The organism is Halobellus rufus, assembly GCF_000739575.1.
Taxonomy (GTDB): Archaea; Halobacteriota; Halobacteria; order Halobacteriales; family Haloferacaceae; genus Haloquadratum; species Haloquadratum rufum.
Genome location: NZ_BBJO01000002.1, coordinates 180,332 through 196,473 on the forward strand (window position 1 = coordinate 180,332; position 16,142 = coordinate 196,473).

Sequence of the window (16,142 nt, forward strand, 5' to 3'; positions counted from 1 at the left end):
CGACGGTTCCAAGAACAGACTGACTATTAAATCCATCTATCTCGAACAGATCGTTCATCAAAAAGAAAATTATAGAACATTATGTTCTCGGAGTTCGATTTACGGCGAGAAGCCAAACCGCGGTGTCGACGCCCCTGCCGCCCCGCTGTGGCTCTCGATCCCGAGAGCGGCGGAGAGCCACCTGTCGACCCGCCCTGCGACGACGCCCGAGGCGGTTACGACGAATCGAACTCGCCGAACGGTTTCGTCTCGTGGCTGCGGACGAGCACCTCGTCGGCGACCGTCAGCCCCATCTCCAGTAGTTCCTGGGCGACGGGCGTGATGTCGTCGTCCGTCTCCCCGACCACGGTGACGAGGAGGTTCCGCTCGCCGGTGACGAGTTCCTGCACCGAGACGACGCCGTCGATCTCGAGGATGTCCGGGATGAGATCGCCGCGTTCCGGGATCGAGGCCGTGCAGAACAACAGCATCCGGAGGGGGTAGCCGGACGCCTGATAGTCCACGTCCGCGCTGTACCCTTTGATCATCCCGTCGGATTCGAGCCGCTGGATGCGTTTCCGGACGGTGCTTCCGGACGTCCCGGTCCGCTCGGCGATGTCGCCCGAGGACGTGTTTCGCGCGTCCTCCTGGAGCGCGTGGAGGATCGCTCTGTCGACGTCGTCGATCTCGTCTTCGGCCATAGCCGGGTGTTCGCGGGTGACGGACTAAGGAACTTCGCTCGTCGCCGTCCGGGCCGACGGGATCAGTCCGTTCTCGGCACCGCGTACGCGCCGGCGGCGAAGAACGCCGCCGCGAGGACCGCGACCACGAGGAGGTTCGGCAGCGCGGCCGTCGTCGCCTCGGGATACGTCACCGCGCGGACGCCGCGCGCGACGTAGGTCAGCGGCGACAGTCCGAGCGCCGGCCGGAACCACGCCGGCAGCAGCTCCGGCGTGACGAACGTCTCCGAGAGGAACAGAAGCGGCAGCGCGATGGCGTTCGAGGCCGCGATGACGCCGTCCTGAGAATCGGCGACGCGACCGATGATCGCGCCGAGACCGCAGAAGAGCACGACCCCGAGGGCGACGAACGGGACGACGAGCAGCGTCGCGGGCGTCGTCGGGACCGCGGTTCCGGTGACGAAAACCGACAGCGCGAGCAGGAGCAGCGCCGCGGCTCCGATGACGGCGACGTTGACGAGCGACTGTGCGAGGAGCCACTCCGACCGCGTCAGCGGCGTCGTCGCCAGCTTCTCGAAGCGGCTCCCCTCGCGGTAGCGCGCCACCGTGCTCCCGATCCGCGACAGCGGCGTGAACAGCACGACGACGGCGAGGTAGCCCGCGATGTAGTAGCCCTTCGGCTCGGCGAACAGGCCGCCGCCCGTCGGCTGGGTCTGGATCAGCGCCCCGAAGATCACGACGATGATCGCCGGGAAGAAGAACGTGAAGAAGACCGCCGTCCGTCGTCGGAGGAAGGCGTGCCACGCGGCGACGAACTCCGCGCGGATCCGTCGGCGGCGACTCATCGTCCTCCTCCGCGCGCGCTGGCGACGTCGTCGTCGCTCTCTCCGAACGACTCCCCTGTGAGTTCGAGGTAGACGTCTTCGAGATCGGGCTGTTTCCACGTCAGCGACTCGAACTCGACGCCGCGAGATTCCAGCGCGTTCACGACCTCGTCGATCTCGCGGGGGCCGACGCCCTCGACGGACAGCACGCCGTCCGTCGCCGAGGCCTCGAACGGGAAGTCTGCGGTGTCGGCACCGACGTCGCCGAGGCCGGCGAGCGAGCGGGCGTCATCGGTTTCGACGACGAGTCGGCTGCGGCCGCCGTGTTCGCCGATGAGTTCCGTCGGTCGCCCGACGGCGACGAGTCGGCCCTCGTTGAGGAACCCGACGCGGTCGGCGAGCCGTTCGACCTCCGCCATCGAGTGGCTCGTCAAGAACACGGTCGTCCCCCCGTCCGCGAGGTCTTCGAGGAGCGACCACAGCGCGCGGCGGCCCGCCGGATCGATGCCGGTCGTCGGCTCGTCGAGAAAGAGCACCTCGGGGTCGTTCACCAGCGCGATCGCGACGCACACCCGGCGTTTCTGCCCGCCCGAGAGCGTCTCGTACCACTGTTCGGCGGCCGCGCCGTCGATGCCGACGGCGGCGAGTACGTCGTCGGGATCGCGCGCCTCGTCGTAGAGGCCGCCGTACTGCGCGAGCAACTCGCGGGGCGTGAGACGCGCCGCGGGCGAGAACGACTGCGGGAGGAGTCCGATCTTCGATTTCTCCACGTCGGCGGGGTCGCTCCCGAGGACGGACACCGAGCCATCGACGGCGGTCGTCCCGGTGAGCGCGCGCACCAGAGTCGTCTTCCCCGCCCCGTTCGGGCCGACGAGGCCGAACACCGCCCCCCGCTCGACGTCGATGGAGACGCCGTCGAGGGCCGTGACGTCCGCGTAGGACTTCCGGACTCCGTCGGCGGCGAGTGCCGCTGTCATACGCGCCACTCCGTACCGTCCGATGGTAAGGCGTTCGGATCCGATCGATCGGAGAACTGCCCGCTGTCCCCACCGACCGGCCGAACCGCCCTTGTGCGTTCACCCCGTTGCGTCCGTATGGACAGTCGCCGCAGACGGCAGCTCCTCCGGGCCGGCTTCGCTGCGGGGGTCGCGTCTCTAGCGGGGTGTGCCGGAGTCGAAGCCCCGCAGAGCGGGAACGGTTCGGACGGGTCCGACGAACCGAACGGATCTGACGACTCGGATACGACCGAGGCGGACGGCTCCGAGCGCGCCCCGCGGATTCCGACGCCGACCGAGACGGGCGATCCGAGACCTGACCTCGACGGCGCCGCGGTCGCGTTCGAACCCGTCGCGACGGGGTTCGCCGCACCTCTCGACATCGTCGCCCCCGACGGTACCGACCGGCGCTTCGTCGTCGACCGCGACGGCCGGATCTGGGAAGTCACCGACGACGGTCGGGCGGACGCCCCCCTCGTCGACCTCTCGGACCGCGTCCTCCTCGGCGGCGAGCGCGGGCTGCTCGGCGCGGCCGCCCACCCCGACTTCGCACGGAACGGTCGACTGTACGTCCGCTACAGCGCCGAGTCGCGCGAGGGAACCCCGAACGGCTACAGCCACACGGCCGTCCTCGCGGAACTGACGGTCGATCCCGATTCGGGGACGGCTGACGCCGGCGGGGCCGGTGCTGACGACCTCGACGAGCGGGCGATCCTCGAAGTCCCCCAGCCGCAGTCGAACCACAACGCCGGCGCACTCGCGTTCGGTCCCGACGGCTACCTCTACGTCGCGTTCGGCGACGGCGGCGGAGCCAACGACGTCGGGACGGGACACGTGCGGGACTGGTACGCCGCCGTCGACGGCGGGAACGGCCAGGACGTCACCGAGAACCTCCTCGGGAGCGTCCTCCGGATCGACGTCGACGGGCGCGGCGGCGTCGACGGAACGGACACCGAAAACGGGAGCGAGAAAGCCTACGCGATCCCCGCGGACAACCCGCTCGTCGGGCGCGACGGCCTCCCCGAGCAGTACGCGTGGGGCTTTCGGAACCCCTGGCGGCTCTCGTTTCACGGCCGGGACTGCTACGTCGCCGACGTCGGACAGGGCGCGTGGGAGGAACTGAACCTCCTCGAACGCGGCGGCAACTACGGCTGGAACGTCCGCGAGGGAGCGCACTGCTTCCGTTCGGAGGACTGCCCGGTCAGCACTCCCGAGGGACGGCCGTTCCTCGATCCCGTCGCGGAGTATCCGCACGACGGAGCGGACGTCGCGGGCGTCTCGATCATCGGCGGAGTCGTCGCCGACGGCGAATCGATCGGCGCGCTCGCCGGCGCGTACGTCTTCGCGGACCTCCTCCCGCGGGGGCGGCTGTTCGCCGTCGACCCCGAGACGAATCCGCCGTGGGAGATCGTCTCCGTCGACGTCGTCGGCGACGGTCTCGGTCGGTTCGTGCTCGGCTTCGGGCGCGACCAGGACGGCGAGGTGTACGTCCTCACGACCGAGGAGAGCGACGGCGGCGGCGAGACGGGGACGATCGCCCGGCTCGTTGCTCCCTGAGCGCGCTATCGAACGCGTTAGGAACCGTCCTCGTCTTCCGCTGGTGGATCCGACGCGCCGTCGTTCGATGGCGGTGATTCGTCCGCGGCCGACGTGTCGGAAGCGTCGCCCTCGGCGTCCGCGCCCGACCGCCCGTCGACCTCGTCCTTGATCGAGGCGAGTTCGGCCTCGACGTCGACGCTCGGTGCGTCCCCGGATTCGCCGTCGTCCTCCGTGGCGTCGTCCGGTTCGCCTGCGGCGGCTTCCTCGGACGTCGCGTCCTCGTCGCGAGCGTCTCGAACGCTGATCTCGACGCCGGCCGTGCTGGCTTCGGATCCCGAGCGCTCCCGTGTCGACGCCGACTCGCGGTCCGTCCTTCGATACCCGTATCGATCGGCGTCGCGCTCGCCTGACGCCTCGGCGAGCCGGTCGGAGACCTCCTCGGAGAGCCGCCGGGCGTCTTCGAGGAGGTCCCTGGAGTCGTCGTCCTCCGGGAGGTCGGACTCCGAGAGCGCGGTCTGCAGTTCCGAGAGCGCGCGTTCGACGCCGGAGACGGCCCCGCGGCCGACGCCCGCGACGCCGTCGCCCAACCGCGCGGTCGACGACCGACCGGTGCGGTCGGAGCCGTCGAACGCGGAGCGGTCGGGATCGGCGAGTCGGAGCGCGCCGCGGAGCAGTTCCAGCGACTGGATCGTCGCTTCGAGAGTCGAGATCAGCGTCGGCAGCGTGTACCGCTCGGTGAACCGGAGCAGTTCGGATACGGAGGGCGGTCGGGGCGGCCGGGACCGCTCTCGCGAGACGCGCCGTCGGCTCCGGCGCTCCAGGTCGCCGCGTTCGGCGTCCGGCCGGTCGGTCGTGCCGAGAGTATCGGGGGCGCCGTCGCGGTCGTCGAGTTCGGAGCGGAGCGCCGTCAGCGTCGCTTCGAGTTCCTCGACGAGCGTCTGGAGGTCCTCGTCGGAATCGCGAGCGGACATACCGGGAGATGGCGTCGCTCGGTGAAAAGCGTATGCGCCGAGCGACTCTCGGCACTCGCGAGCCGGGTCGAGAGCGCTAGCGGAACCGACCGCGCTCGTACTGCTTCGGCCACTCGACGTCGACGCCGAGTTCGTGGGCGGCCTCGAGCGTGAAGTATGGGTTCCGGAGGTGCTCTCTGCCGAGGATCGCCAGGTCGGCGCGTCCGTTTCGGATCAGTTGATCCGCCTGCTCCGGCGTCGTGATCCCGCCGACGGCTCCGACGGCGGCGTCCGTGGCGTCGGCGACGCGCTCGGCGTAGGGGATCTGGTACCCCGGACCGCTCTCGGGGACCTGCTGATCGGGATGGATGCCGCCCGAACTGACGTCGATCAGGTCCGCGCCGGCGTCGGCGAGCAGCGGTACCAGCTGCGCGGAGCCGTCGAGGTCCCACGAGGGTCGGTCCGGAAGCCAGTCGGTCGCGGAGATCCGCACGAACACCGGTAGCTCGTCGGGCCACACGTCCCGCACCGTCTCGACCACTTCGAGCGGGAACCGGGCGCGGTTCTCGAAGCTCCCACCGTACTCGTCGTCCCGGTCGTTGGTGACCGGCGAGAGGAACTCGTGGAGGAGGTACCCGTGCGCGAGGTGCACCTCGGCGATCTGGAAGCCGACCTCGTGAGCCCGTTCAGCGGCGAGGCGGAACTGCGCTTTCACGCGGTCCATATCGTCACGCGTCATCGCCTGCGTCGGGACGGGGTCGCCCTCGGGGTGCGGGTAGGGGTCGGCGCTCGGCGCGAGCACCTCCCAGCCGCCTTCGTCGACGGGGATCGGGGTGCCCCCGTCCCACGGCGGCGTGACGCTGCCCTTCCGCCCTGCGTGGGCGAGTTGGATCCCCGGGACAGTCCCACGGTCCCGCATAAACGTCACCGTCTCTTCGAGCGCGTCGGCGTGGTCGTCCGACCAGATCCCGAGGTCGCCCGGAGAAATGCGACCGGCCGGCGAGACGGCGGTCGCCTCCGTCATCACGATACCGGCGCCGCCGACCGCGCGGCTCCCCAGGTGCACGCGGTGCCACTCGGTCGCGAACCCGTCCTCGGCGGAGTACTGACACATCGGCGAGACCATCACGCGGTTGGGGATGTCGATATCCCGGAGTGCTAAAGGCGTGAACAACGACTCGGTCATCGTGTGAAAGTCGAACCACGGGAGTAAACACTTGACGTCCCCGGTAGACTGCCCCCCTCGACCCCACGTTTTAGGCCGACCAAAAGTGTTTTATCCGGCGCACCATCACTCACTGGTGATGAAGCGAACGGATGCCGTTGGAGACGACGGCGGGAGCGAACCAGGGTTCGACGAACCGACGACAGACGGAGCGGCCGTTTCTGCTCACCAGTCCTCGCCCGACCGCGTCGTCTTCACCGAGGACGGGAACGCTGACGGGTGGATCTCGATCGACGCGGCGCTGGCGACGCAGCTTCGACGCTAGACGATCGAACCGCGCGGCTGGGACGAAGCGTCAGGTCCGGCGGAAAAGGCGCGTTCTCGGGTCGGTAGGACTGTTCTAAGACGGTCGCCGGGGACGAGCGCTAGTCTGGATACGGCGTCTACGCTTCGGTGACGAGGGTGTCGTCCTCGAGGTAGTGCTCGACGTGGTGGGCCGCTTCCTCGACGTCTTCGAGGTTCTCTCGAAGCATATGCGCCGTCGTCGGGTCACCGAGGTTCTCGGCCAGTTCGACGTGGTCTCTGAGCGTCTCGATGATGTCGCCGTACATCTCCATGTCGTTCCGAAGCGACGTGCGGATGTCGTAGACGTCCTCGTCCTCCGGCGTCACCGCGGCCTGTTCCTCCAGCGCCCCCATTCCCGCGACGGGGACCCCGCCGAGCGCCTGCGCGCGTTCGGCGAGTTCGTCGGCGAACTCCTCTGCCTCCTCGGCGGCATCCCCGAGGAACAGGTGCAGGTCGCGGAACTCCGCGCCCTCGACGTTCCAGTGGTGCTTCTTCAGCTGGTGGTAGAGAACGTACGTCGACGCGAGGTCCGTGTTCAGCGCGTCGACGAGCTGTGTCGCCTTCTCCGAGTCGATCCGGAGCGCTTCGCTTCCCTCGACTTCGCCCGCGTGCTGTCGGACCGTCTTCTGGGTACTCATTGCAGTCTCTACTTGGATCGCCAGCAACTTAATACTTTGACCGAACGAAAGATTCCTTTCGCAAACGCGAACAAAATCTTATCACATCGAGGCAAGCGGATCGAAGCCGACGCTCAGTCCGTCGCCAACTCGACGTCTTCTATGGGGCGTGCGAACTCCACGATCGTCCCGTCGTGACGGCACCGTTCGAGCGCGTGTTTCGCGTCCATCCCGGCCTCGTGCGGCGTCTCCGCGGTGCCGACGCCGACTTTGAGTTCGACGCCCGCCTCGGCTTCCACGTGGTCGATCGCCTCCCGGTAGTCGTCGGCGTCCATCGCGGGACAGATCGAGATGATGTTGTCGCCGCCGACGAAGAAGGAGAGCGCGCCGTACTCTTCGCGGAGGTACCGCATCAGGGTCGCGTACCCCTGTTCGATCTGGATGAAGGAGTCGAACTCGTTGAGTCGGTCCGTGTACTTGCCGGTAGCGTCGTTGACGTCGAAGTGGGCGATCTGGACGTCCTCGTCGGTGCGGTCGCCGCCCGAGAGGTAGCCGCCGTTCCGCACTTCCCGCCGGTCGCCGTCCTGTGCGGAGCCCTCGCGCTGGAGCCCCTCGGTCGCCGCTTCGAGCGCTTCGACCGGCGCGGCGTCGACGCCCGTGGCGAGGCTGATCGTGACCGGGTACCGGTTCCCGATCGACTCCTGCAGGAGCGCGTGGTCCTCGGCGTCGAGCCCGTTCGTGATCGCCACCATATTGTCGAACCGCGTGAAGAAGACGTAGCCGTCGCGGCTCCCGACGAACTGGGCCAGGTCCGCGAAGAGACGGGACTGGAGCGTCTGGAGGTCCATCTCCCGGCGGGGTTCCGGCGTCACCGTCCACGGCCCGTAGTTGTCGATCTGGATGAGGGTGAGCTGAGCGTTCGTCACATCCGTTCCGTAGGACCTCGCATATATGCCTCTTTCCGTATCAGATCAGTTTGCCTTCTCACATTTGGAACGAAGCCGGGAAGACCGGCTACCGTCCCATCGGGACCGTTCGTCTTCGGCCGCTACGTTCAACAGCCAGTCGGCCCAAGCGGCCCCAATGAGTGTTCGGGGAGTCCTGTTCGACGTCGACGGCACGGTCCTGCGCGGCGACGAACCGATATCCGGGGCTCGCGAGGGACTCGAGGCCGTCGACGCCGCCGGGCTCTCCCGACTATTCGTCTCGAACAACCCGACGGAACCGCCGGCGGCGTACCGGCGACGGTTCGAGGCGGCCGGATTCGACGTCGACCCCTCGGAGGTGCTCACCGCGGGCGCGGTGACTGCGGAGTTCCTCTCGATGCGGCACCCCGACGATCGAATTACCGTCGTCGGTGAACCGGGGTTGCTCTCGCTGCTGCGTGAGGAGGGACTCCGGGCCCATCGGCTCACTGCGAGCCCCGACTCCGGACCGGAGGACGAGCATCAAGCGCAGTCCGACGGCGGCCCGACGCCGGGACCCCATTCGACGCCGCCGGACGTGTTCGTCGCGTCGGTCGACCGGGAGTTCAGCTATCCGGTCCTCCAGCGGAGCCTGCGGGCCCTTTCGGACCCACAGGTGACGTTCCTCGGGACCGACCCCGACGTGGTCATTCCGACGGCCGACGGCCCGGCACCGGGGTCCGGCGCGATCATCGACGCGATCGCGAACGTCGCCGGTCGCGACCCCGACGCGATCCTCGGCAAGCCGAGCGAAACTGCGCAGGAGATGGCGCTCGGTCGGCTCGGGCTCTCCCCGGAGGACGTCCTCGTCGTCGGCGACAGACTGGACACCGACATCGCGCTCGGCGAGCGGGCTGGGATGACGACTGTCCTCGTCCGCACGGGCGTGACCGACGAGGCCGACCTCGACGCGTCGCCGATCGACCCCGACTACGTCCTCGACTCGCTCGCCGGGCTGGAGCGGCTCGTCGACGACGTCGCCGTCGGTCGATAACTCGGAATCGCTGCTGGCCGATGACCCGCCGTCGCTGTCGGCGGTTAGCGCGACGTTTCCGTTGCGTTGTCTGCTATATGCCATCAGTACCCGTGATAACAGTTATTGATACAGCGACGAACAGTTCACTGGGGTAATACGATGGGAAAACAGATCCTGATGATCGTCGGCGACTTCGGCGAGGACTACGAGACGATGGTACCGTACCAGGCCTTGGAGATGGTCGGTCACGACGTCGACACCGTCTGTCCGGAGAAGGAGGCCGGTGACACGATCAAGACCGCGGTCCACGACTTCCGGGGCGATCAGACGTACCTCGAGACGCGCGGGCACGACTTCGAGGTGAACGCGACGATGGACGAGATCGATCCGGCCGACTACGACGCGCTCGTCGTCCCCGGCGGGCGGGCGCCGGAGTACCTCCGAACGTACGAGGAGGTCCTCGAAGCCGTCCGGCACTTCTTCGAGGCGGACAAGCCCGTCGCGGCGGTCTGCCACGGGCCGCAGATTCTGGCCGCTGCGGGGGTTCTCGACGGCTACGAGATGACGGCGTACCCCGCGGTCCGCGCGGAGGTCGAGGCGGCGGGCTGCTCGTGGGTCGACGAGGTGACCGTCGACGGCAACCTCGTCACCGGACAGGCGTGGCCGGACCATCCGGAGTGGCTCGCGGCGTTCCTCGAACTACTGGGCACGGAGATCGAGACCGGAGAACCGGCCGTCGCCGACGACTGAGTCGGCCTGCGCACGCGGTTCCGTACGCTCACACCTGCCATTCTTTCGGGAGAACCACGATGTGTGGTACCGTCTGACAAAGATTTATATTCTATCCCGCCGTCCTCAGTCGTATGGACAGCCAGCCGAACAGTCCGTACGTCTACTCCGAGGAGGTCTCGGAGCCAGCGGAACCGTACGTCTCACACGACGAAGTCGAAGAACCGGCCTTGCCCGATCCCGAGGGCCGAGACGTAATCATCGCCGACGGGCAGGCGATGAGCTTCCGCGCGTATCACCGGCGCTGAAACCGGGTATCGGACTCATTCTCGGCCGGTCCGTGTTTCGACCTCAGAACGCGTCGCCGTGGACCGTCGCGTCCGCGTGCAGCCCCTCGCGGAGCGCCGAGTGCACGTGACAGATGCCCTTCGCGCGGTCGAGGATCTCCTCGAGCGTGTCCTCGTCGAGGTCGGCCTCGACGTAGATGTCGAAGCGGATCGCTTCGAGGTCGTCGTCGTCGTCGAGATCGGCGTCGGCGTCGATCTGAACCTTGCCGAGGTCGTCGTGGCCGCGCTGCTGCCCGCCGACCCGGAACGCGGGCAGGAAACAGGACGCGTAGTCCGCGACCAGCACGGAGTTCGGGTCCGGCCCTTCCTCGCCGAGCGCGTCGATCGTGAGTTCGAAGTCGCCGACTTGGCTGGTGCTCGCGAACCCTTCCTCGCTGACGGTCGAAGTCTGAATGTCGCTCATTCCGTCCGGACGGACGGGCGGGAGCGCCCTAAAGGTTGCCGACCGGGTCGTTTTCGCCCCGATCTGTGAGGCGGCGCGCTGCGGTCCGTGCGCTGACGTCCCGACGGCTATTCGAGCGTGAACGACTCGTCTCCGTCGAGAACGTGGACCTCGGTGTCCGAGCCAGTCGCCTTCACCTCGCGGACGAAGTCGTCGGTGTCGATCTCGATCGGCGGGAACGTGTCGTAGTGCATCGGGAAGACGTGGTCGACGTCGAGCCAGTCGGTCGCGATCGCTCCCTGCACCGGCCCCATCGTGAAGTGGTCGCCGACCGGGAGCGCCGCGGCGTCGGGCTCCAGATACGGGCCGATCACCTCGCGCATCTCCGTCATCAGGCCGGTATCGCCGGCGTGATAGAACGTCGTCGCGTCCGCGTCGGACTCCTGAGTGGGCTTCTTGTCGCTGATGAGGAAACCGATCGGGACCCCGAGGCTGTGTTCGTAGCCCGTGTTGAGCCCGTTCGTGTGGTCGGCGCGGTGCATCGTGACGAACGCCTCGCCGCACTCGACGGTGCCGCCCATGTTCATCCCGATGCTGTCCTCGAAGCCGATTTCGGCTTCCATATAGCCGGTCATCTCCGGCACCCCGACGACCGTCGCGTCGGTGAACGCCCCGGCGTCGGCGATGTGGTCGGCGTGCCCGTGCGTGAGGAGCAGGTAGTCCGGAGTCTCGACGTCCTCCGCCGAGAGGCTCGTCTTCGGGTTGTCGAAGAACGGATCGATCAGGAAGGTTGTACCGTCGACGTCGACGTGCCACGTGGAGTGGCCGTGCCAAGTGAGTTCCATCGTCATCGTCCACTCTGATATTCTATCGGATCGACAATAAAGCGTACTGTCGAAGTACGTGGGTTTGGCCGCCGCCGGCCCCCGAGCGGTCGAGACGAGTGGTCGACCGCGAACGGTCGAGAGCCGAATCGAACGCGACAGGCCGGAGCCGAAAGGGGCTACGTCGAGACAGCGGGAGCGTGACGGAGATAGAAAGAACGAAACCGCGCGCGGACGACGCGCCGCGTATGCACACGGTCAGATTCAGAGATCCCGCGGGCTCGGTCCGCACGGGTGCGTGGCACGGCGACAGCGTCTCCTTCGGCGGAGAGACGTACGACCTCGACGACGTCGACGTGCTGCCGCCGTCGGAGCCGACGAAGATCGTCTGTATCGGTCGCAACTACGCCGACCACGCCGCCGAGATGGACAACGAACTCCCCGACCGACCGCTGCTGTTCCTCAAACCGCCGAACGCGCTCTCGGCGCACGGCGACACGGTGACGCTGCCCGCCGGGAAGGAGCGCATCGACCACGAGGCCGAGATCGCGGTCGTGATCGGCGAGGCCGCGCGCAACGTCGACGCCGCCGACGCGATGGACTACGTCGCCGGGTTCACCTGTCTGAACGACCTCTCGAACCGCGACGACCAGCGTCAGGAGACGAACTGGGTGCGCGGGAAGGCGTTCGACAACGCCGCGCCGATGGGGCCGGTGCTGGCGACGCCGGACGAGGTGCCCGAGGACGCGAGCGTCGAACTGCGCGTCAACGGCGAGACGCGGCAGTCGTCCTCCCGCGATCACCTCGCGTTCTCCGTGCCGGACCTCATCGAGGAGATCACGACGTACCTCACGCTCGAACCGGGCGACGTCATCGCGACGGGCACGCCCGCCGGCGTCGGCCCGCTCGAAGACGGCGACACCGTCGAGGTCGAGGTCGAGGGCGTCGGCGTCCTCGAACACGACGTGCGGATTCCGTAGCCGACGACATCGCACGGCTCCCCCCCGCGGACGGTGTGGCGTCGGTGCGGCGGTCCTGGTCGCGTTCGCTCAGCCGTTCGCGGCCGCTTCCTCGGCGACGAACGCGTCGAGGACGCGATCGGTCTTCCCCTTCCGCGAGAGCACCGTCACGATGTCGTCGCGCCGGATCTCGGTCGTCCCGTGCGGCGTCAGCACCTGGTCGTCGCGCTCGATCGCGATCACCAGCGAGTCGTCGTCGAGAACGCCGTCTCGGACCGCCTCTTCGAGGGTCCGATCGACGATCGGGGCGTCGGCCTGGACGGTCACGTCGACGACGTTCGCGTCGCCCGCGAGGCTGATGAAGTCGGTCGCCTCGCTGGCGGGGCGGTCGTCGTCGGGACCGAACGGCCCGTACGCGTAGCTCGTTTCCGCCTCGACGAGCGTCTCGTCTTCGATCTCGATCCCGAGCTTCGAGAGCGCCCGAGTGATCCGCCGCAGCGCTTCCGTGTCGGCCCCGACGGCGACGATGTGGAGGTTCCGCCGTCCGGTCATCAGTTCCCGGACGTTGACGACGCCCGGGATCACCCCGGCCTCGTGTGCGAGCGACTTCCGTTCCGATACCGGCGCGTTGCAGACGTAGAGGTTCGTCAGATGTCCCTCCGCCCGCTCGAAGTCGACGGCGGCGGAGTAGCCGCGGACGATCTCGTGTTCTTCGAGCTGGGCAATTCGGTTTCGGATCGTCCCCGGTGAGACGCCCACCGCGTCGGCGATCGTCGGCGCGGAGGTGTTCCGCGCGTCGCGCATCAGCTCGTAGATGATGCGCCGATCGATATCGTCGAGCCGGTAATCCATACCGCGACTAGGGTTCGCCCGTACTTTATACGTTCGCGGATACGGGCGGTGGGGCCCGACGACGCGCCGGACCGGTCGCAGTGCAGGCCCCGGAAGACACTCGACGCATCATCACCGCCCAATTTATGCTGAATACGAAAAATACCGACTGATTATTACTGATTCAGCAAAGGTACCGGAATTGTTATCTGTCTGGGGTGGGGACCTCGGGATATGAACTCCCCAAGGGCTCCAGAACCCCGACAGACGTCTCGCGACCCCGACTGGCCGCGGAGGTGGTAGAGATGCCGATCCTCGAACACGTGCTGGTTCCGATCGCCAGCGAGAACGACGCCATCGAGACGTGTGCGGCGCTCGAACCGTACCTCGATGAAGTCGAGCGAGTCACGGCGATCCACGTAATCGAGAAAGGCGGCGGCGCGGTGGACAAAGCGCCGCTCGAGAAGCGGCGGGAGGACGCCGCCGAGTTTCTCGCCGTCGTCGACGGTCGTCTCAGCGCCGACGTTTCGATCGACACGCGAACCGCCTTCGGCACCTCAGTCGTCAGGACGCTGTTCGAGGAGGCCGAAGACGCCGGCGCGACCGCGATCGCGTTTCGACCGCGGGGCGGCAGTCGGATCGTGCGACTACTCGCGGGCGACACCGCGACGAATCTGGTGACCGACCCGACGCTGCCCGTCGTCTCACTGCCCGCGTCGGAGGACGGCTGAAATGAGGCCTCTCCGGGTCGACTCGCCGGACGCGACACGGAGGTCCCGATCGTGAGCGACGAGGAACTCGCGAAGGACCTCGGGCTGCTCTCGGCGATGACCATCGGCATCGGGACGATGATCGGCGCTGGGATCTTCGTCCTGCCCGGCGTCGCCGCGAGGGCGGCCGGGCCGGTAGTCGTCGTCTCGTTCGTCGTCGGCGGCGTCATCGCGATGGTCAACGCACTCTCGATATCGGAACTCGGGACGGCGATGCCGAAGGCCGGCGGCGGTTACTACTTCGTCAACCGTGCGTTGGGGCCGCTTTTCGGTTCGATCGCCGGTCTGGGCGATTGGATGGGACTGGCCTTCGCGTCGGCGTTCTACAGCATCGGATTCGGTCAGTACCTCGCGACGCTGCTTCCCGTTCCGGGCGCGTTCATCCTCACCGACATTCAGGTGGGCGCGCTGATCGCCGGTGCGGCGTTCGTCCTCGTGAACTACGTCGGGGCGAAAGAGACCGGCGGCATCCAGACGATCATCGTCTCGGCGCTGCTCTTGATCCTCACGCTGTTCGCGATCCAGGGATGGCTCTCGTTCGACTTCGCGACGCTGGCCGGCGACGGCGGGTTGGCTCCGATGGGCTACGGGGCGATCCTGCCCGGCACCGCCCTCGTCTTCGTCTCGTTTCTCGGCTACGCGAAGATCGCCACGGTCGCGGAGGAGCTGAAGAACCCGGGACGGAACCTCCCGATCGCGATCATCGGCAGCGTCGCTCTCGTGACCGTCCTCTACGCCATCCTCGTCAGCATTATGCTGGGTGTCGTCCCGTGGCCGGATCTGAGCCAGAGCGCGCCGCTCACGCAGGCGACGAGGGCGGCGTTCCCGGGCGGCTGGTCCGGAATCGCCGTCACTGTCGTCACGGCGGGCGCGCTCCTCGCGACAGCCTCAAGCGCCAACGCGTCGATCCTCGCGTCCGCGCGGATCAACTTCGCGATGGGGCGCGACAGGATCGTCACCGACTGGCTCAACGAGATCCACCCGCAGTTCGCGACGCCGTACCGCTCGATCCTCGTGACCGGTGGACTGATCATCGCGTTCATCGTCGCGCTCGGACAGAACCTCGAGATCCTCTCGAAGGCCGCGAGCGTGCTGCACCTCGTCGTCTACGCGCTGATGAACGCCGCGCTCATCGTCTTCCGCGAGACGGACGATCCGGACTACGACCCGGACTTCACGGTGCCGCTGTACCCGATCACGCCGATCGTCGGAATGGTGCTCTCGCTGGGTCTGCTGGCGTTCGTCGGGACGCGCGAACTCGCGCTGTCGGCCGTGTTCGTCGTCGGGTCCGTCGTGTGGTACTTCGCGTACGCCCGAAACCACACGACGAGTGAGGGGTTACTCTCCGGATACATCCGTGGCCGGAGCGACGAACTCCCGCCGCCGGTGGTCGACGCCGCCGAGAGCGTGGCCCCCAACGGCTCGGGAGAGTCGGAACCGCCGTCGACGGTGATGGTCGCGCTCTCGAACCCCCGAACCGAACAGGCGCTGGTGACGGTGGCGAGCGCGCTCGCTGCCGCCAAAGACGCGCGAGTGCTGGCGACGCACGTGATTCAGGTGCCGGATCAGACGTCGCTGGCGGCGGCCGCCGAACGGCGAGAGCAGATCGCCTCGGAGTCCGAAACCCTCCTCGAAGACGCGCGCGGACACGCGGAGTCGTTCGGCGTTCCGGTGGAGACGCGAACCATCCTCTCTCACCAGGGTGTCTCCGAGGTGTTCGACGCTGCGCGGGAACACGAGGTCGACGCCGTGATAATGGGATACGGCGGCGCGCGACTGGGCGGCGGACGCGCCGAGGGTGCACTCGCCGGAAACCCTCCGTGCGACGTGCTCGTACTGAACGAACGCCAGTTCGATCCCTCGAAGGTCCTGCTTCCGACCGCCGGCGGGTACTCCTCGGACCTCTCCGCGGAGGTCGCGCGGGCGCTCCGCGATCGACTCGACTCGGAGGTCGCGGTGCTCTACGTCGCGGATAGCGACGAGGGAACGTCTCAGGGTCGGTCGTTCGTCGGGCAGTGGGCCGACGAGCACGGCCTCGACGACGCCGAACTGCTGGTCGAAACCGGCGACGTCGAGGAGGCGATCGAACGCGCGGCCGCAGACCGAACGCTCGTACTGATCGGTGCGACCGAAGAGGGGCTACTCTCTCGCGTCGTCCGCGGGTCGCTCTCGCTGTCGGTCCTCGAGGATCTCGACACGTCGGTGCTGCTGACCGAGCGGCCGAAGGCCCGTTCGCTGCGGGAGCGGTTCTTCGGGCGCTGAGCC

General features: G+C 67.8%; 18 protein-coding genes. 8 read left to right on the forward strand and 10 right to left on the reverse strand.

What is annotated here, in order from left to right; translation table 11 throughout:
- Positions 1–215 precede the first annotated feature (215 nt).
- From ACP99_RS01500 to ACP99_RS01510, 3 genes are all read right to left on the reverse strand, one after another.
- Positions 216–680 carry an Lrp/AsnC family transcriptional regulator gene (locus ACP99_RS01500; protein ID WP_049984895.1) on the reverse strand — a complete coding sequence of 155 codons (465 nt, stop codon included), beginning with the start codon at positions 678–680 and terminating at the stop codon, positions 216–218.
- 62 nt (positions 681–742) lie between these two features.
- Entirely contained in the window at positions 743–1,504 is a 762-nt protein-coding gene (locus tag ACP99_RS01505; RefSeq protein ID WP_049984896.1) for an ABC transporter permease, read from the reverse strand.
- Positions 1,501–2,460, reverse strand: coding sequence for an ABC transporter ATP-binding protein (locus ACP99_RS01510; RefSeq protein ID WP_049984897.1), 960 nt, complete (start codon positions 2,458–2,460; stop codon positions 1,501–1,503). The genes ACP99_RS01505 and ACP99_RS01510 overlap by 4 nt, the downstream gene beginning before the upstream one ends.
- Before the next feature lie 117 nt (positions 2,461–2,577).
- Between ACP99_RS01510 and ACP99_RS01515 the strand changes: the two genes are divergently transcribed.
- Entirely contained in the window at positions 2,578–4,035 is a 1,458-nt protein-coding gene (locus ACP99_RS01515; RefSeq protein ID WP_049984898.1) for a PQQ-dependent sugar dehydrogenase, read from the forward strand.
- Positions 4,036–4,052: 17 nt separating this feature from the next.
- On the opposite strand, the gene ACP99_RS01520 is transcribed toward ACP99_RS01515, so the two are convergent.
- Both ACP99_RS01520 and ACP99_RS01525 read right to left on the reverse strand, forming a co-directional pair.
- The gene (locus ACP99_RS01520) at positions 4,053–4,988 is read right to left on the reverse strand and encodes a DUF7547 family protein (RefSeq protein WP_049984899.1); all 936 of its coding nucleotides are present in this window, start codon (positions 4,986–4,988) and stop codon (positions 4,053–4,055) included.
- Positions 4,989–5,064: 76 nt separating this feature from the next.
- Positions 5,065–6,153 carry an NADH:flavin oxidoreductase/NADH oxidase gene (locus ACP99_RS01525; protein WP_049984900.1) on the reverse strand — a complete coding sequence of 363 codons (1,089 nt, stop codon included), beginning with the start codon at positions 6,151–6,153 and terminating at the stop codon, positions 5,065–5,067.
- 118 nt (positions 6,154–6,271) lie between these two features.
- Between ACP99_RS01525 and ACP99_RS01530 the strand changes: the two genes are divergently transcribed.
- The gene (locus tag ACP99_RS01530) at positions 6,272–6,457 is read left to right on the forward strand and encodes a hypothetical protein (protein ID WP_049984901.1); all 186 of its coding nucleotides are present in this window, start codon (positions 6,272–6,274) and stop codon (positions 6,455–6,457) included.
- A 118-nt stretch (positions 6,458–6,575) separates the two neighbouring features.
- On the opposite strand, the gene dpsA is transcribed toward ACP99_RS01530, so the two are convergent.
- Together dpsA and ACP99_RS01540 are read right to left on the reverse strand one after the other, a co-directional pair.
- A complete protein-coding gene (dpsA, locus tag ACP99_RS01535; protein ID WP_049984902.1) occupies positions 6,576–7,115 on the reverse strand; it encodes a DNA starvation/stationary phase protection protein DpsA in 540 nt (179 codons plus the stop codon).
- A gap of 113 nt (positions 7,116–7,228) precedes the next feature.
- Positions 7,229–8,020, reverse strand: a complete 792-nt coding sequence (locus tag ACP99_RS01540; RefSeq protein ID WP_049984903.1) for a GTP cyclohydrolase III — start codon at positions 8,018–8,020, stop codon at positions 7,229–7,231.
- Between the two features lie 157 nt (positions 8,021–8,177).
- On the opposite strand from ACP99_RS01540, the gene ACP99_RS01545 reads away from it, so the two are divergent.
- The 3 genes from ACP99_RS01545 (at position 8,178) to ACP99_RS20335 (ending at position 10,072) form a co-directional block, all read left to right on the forward strand.
- Positions 8,178–9,053, forward strand: coding sequence for an HAD-IIA family hydrolase (locus ACP99_RS01545; RefSeq protein ID WP_049984904.1), 876 nt, complete (start codon positions 8,178–8,180; stop codon positions 9,051–9,053).
- Between the two features lie 141 nt (positions 9,054–9,194).
- Positions 9,195–9,785, forward strand: a complete 591-nt coding sequence (locus tag ACP99_RS01550) for a DJ-1/PfpI family protein (protein ID WP_049984905.1) — start codon at positions 9,195–9,197, stop codon at positions 9,783–9,785.
- Between the two features lie 113 nt (positions 9,786–9,898).
- On the forward strand, positions 9,899–10,072 hold the full coding sequence (locus tag ACP99_RS20335) for a hypothetical protein (protein ID WP_197052324.1): 174 nt from the start codon (positions 9,899–9,901) through the stop codon (positions 10,070–10,072).
- Positions 10,073–10,115: 43 nt separating this feature from the next.
- On the opposite strand, the gene ACP99_RS01555 is transcribed toward ACP99_RS20335, so the two are convergent.
- Together ACP99_RS01555 and ACP99_RS01560 are read right to left on the reverse strand one after the other, a co-directional pair.
- Complete coding sequence (locus tag ACP99_RS01555) at positions 10,116–10,514, reverse strand: OsmC family protein (RefSeq protein WP_049984906.1); 399 nt, start codon at positions 10,512–10,514, stop codon at positions 10,116–10,118.
- A 107-nt stretch (positions 10,515–10,621) separates the two neighbouring features.
- Positions 10,622–11,338 (reverse strand): metal-dependent hydrolase, encoded by a 717-nt coding sequence (locus tag ACP99_RS01560; protein ID WP_049984938.1) that lies wholly within the window; start codon positions 11,336–11,338, stop codon positions 10,622–10,624.
- 227 nt (positions 11,339–11,565) lie between these two features.
- Between ACP99_RS01560 and ACP99_RS01565 the strand changes: the two genes are divergently transcribed.
- The gene (locus ACP99_RS01565; protein ID WP_049984939.1) at positions 11,566–12,297 is read left to right on the forward strand and encodes a fumarylacetoacetate hydrolase family protein; all 732 of its coding nucleotides are present in this window, start codon (positions 11,566–11,568) and stop codon (positions 12,295–12,297) included.
- 69 nt (positions 12,298–12,366) lie between these two features.
- Here ACP99_RS01565 and ACP99_RS01570 read toward each other — a convergent pair whose 3' ends face one another.
- Positions 12,367–13,128: an Lrp/AsnC family transcriptional regulator gene (locus tag ACP99_RS01570; RefSeq protein WP_049984907.1), complete on the reverse strand. Its 762-nt coding sequence runs from the start codon at positions 13,126–13,128 to the stop codon at positions 12,367–12,369.
- A gap of 284 nt (positions 13,129–13,412) precedes the next feature.
- On the opposite strand from ACP99_RS01570, the gene ACP99_RS01575 reads away from it, so the two are divergent.
- Both ACP99_RS01575 and ACP99_RS01580 read left to right on the forward strand, forming a co-directional pair.
- The gene (locus ACP99_RS01575; RefSeq protein ID WP_049984908.1) at positions 13,413–13,838 is read left to right on the forward strand and encodes a universal stress protein; all 426 of its coding nucleotides are present in this window, start codon (positions 13,413–13,415) and stop codon (positions 13,836–13,838) included.
- Between the two features lie 51 nt (positions 13,839–13,889).
- A complete protein-coding gene (locus tag ACP99_RS01580; protein WP_049984909.1) occupies positions 13,890–16,139 on the forward strand; it encodes an amino acid permease in 2,250 nt (749 codons plus the stop codon).
- The last annotated feature ends 3 nt before the right edge of the window (positions 16,140–16,142 follow it).

Coding starts and splice junctions, on each gene's coding strand:
- ACP99_RS01500 (WP_049984895.1), bottom strand. CDS start 680: ATGGCCGAAGACGAGATCGACGACGTCGACAGAGCGATCCTCCACGCG.
- ACP99_RS01505 (WP_049984896.1), bottom strand. CDS start 1,504: ATGAGTCGCCGCCGACGGATCCGCGCGGAGTTCGTCGCCGCGTGGCAC.
- ACP99_RS01510 (WP_049984897.1), bottom strand. CDS start 2,460: ATGACAGCGGCACTCGCCGCCGACGGAGTCCGGAAGTCCTACGCGGAC.
- ACP99_RS01515 (WP_049984898.1), top strand. CDS start 2,578: ATGGACAGTCGCCGCAGACGGCAGCTCCTCCGGGCCGGCTTCGCTGCG.
- ACP99_RS01520 (WP_049984899.1), bottom strand. CDS start 4,988: ATGTCCGCTCGCGATTCCGACGAGGACCTCCAGACGCTCGTCGAGGAA.
- ACP99_RS01525 (WP_049984900.1), bottom strand. CDS start 6,153: ATGACCGAGTCGTTGTTCACGCCTTTAGCACTCCGGGATATCGACATC.
- ACP99_RS01530 (WP_049984901.1), top strand. CDS start 6,272: ATGAAGCGAACGGATGCCGTTGGAGACGACGGCGGGAGCGAACCAGGG.
- dpsA (WP_049984902.1), bottom strand. CDS start 7,115: ATGAGTACCCAGAAGACGGTCCGACAGCACGCGGGCGAAGTCGAGGGA.
- ACP99_RS01545 (WP_049984904.1), top strand. CDS start 8,178: ATGAGTGTTCGGGGAGTCCTGTTCGACGTCGACGGCACGGTCCTGCGC.
- ACP99_RS01550 (WP_049984905.1), top strand. CDS start 9,195: ATGGGAAAACAGATCCTGATGATCGTCGGCGACTTCGGCGAGGACTAC.
- ACP99_RS20335 (WP_197052324.1), top strand. CDS start 9,899: ATGGACAGCCAGCCGAACAGTCCGTACGTCTACTCCGAGGAGGTCTCG.
- ACP99_RS01555 (WP_049984906.1), bottom strand. CDS start 10,514: ATGAGCGACATTCAGACTTCGACCGTCAGCGAGGAAGGGTTCGCGAGC.
- ACP99_RS01560 (WP_049984938.1), bottom strand. CDS start 11,338: ATGGAACTCACTTGGCACGGCCACTCCACGTGGCACGTCGACGTCGAC.
- ACP99_RS01565 (WP_049984939.1), top strand. CDS start 11,566: ATGCACACGGTCAGATTCAGAGATCCCGCGGGCTCGGTCCGCACGGGT.
- ACP99_RS01570 (WP_049984907.1), bottom strand. CDS start 13,128: ATGGATTACCGGCTCGACGATATCGATCGGCGCATCATCTACGAGCTG.
- ACP99_RS01575 (WP_049984908.1), top strand. CDS start 13,413: ATGCCGATCCTCGAACACGTGCTGGTTCCGATCGCCAGCGAGAACGAC.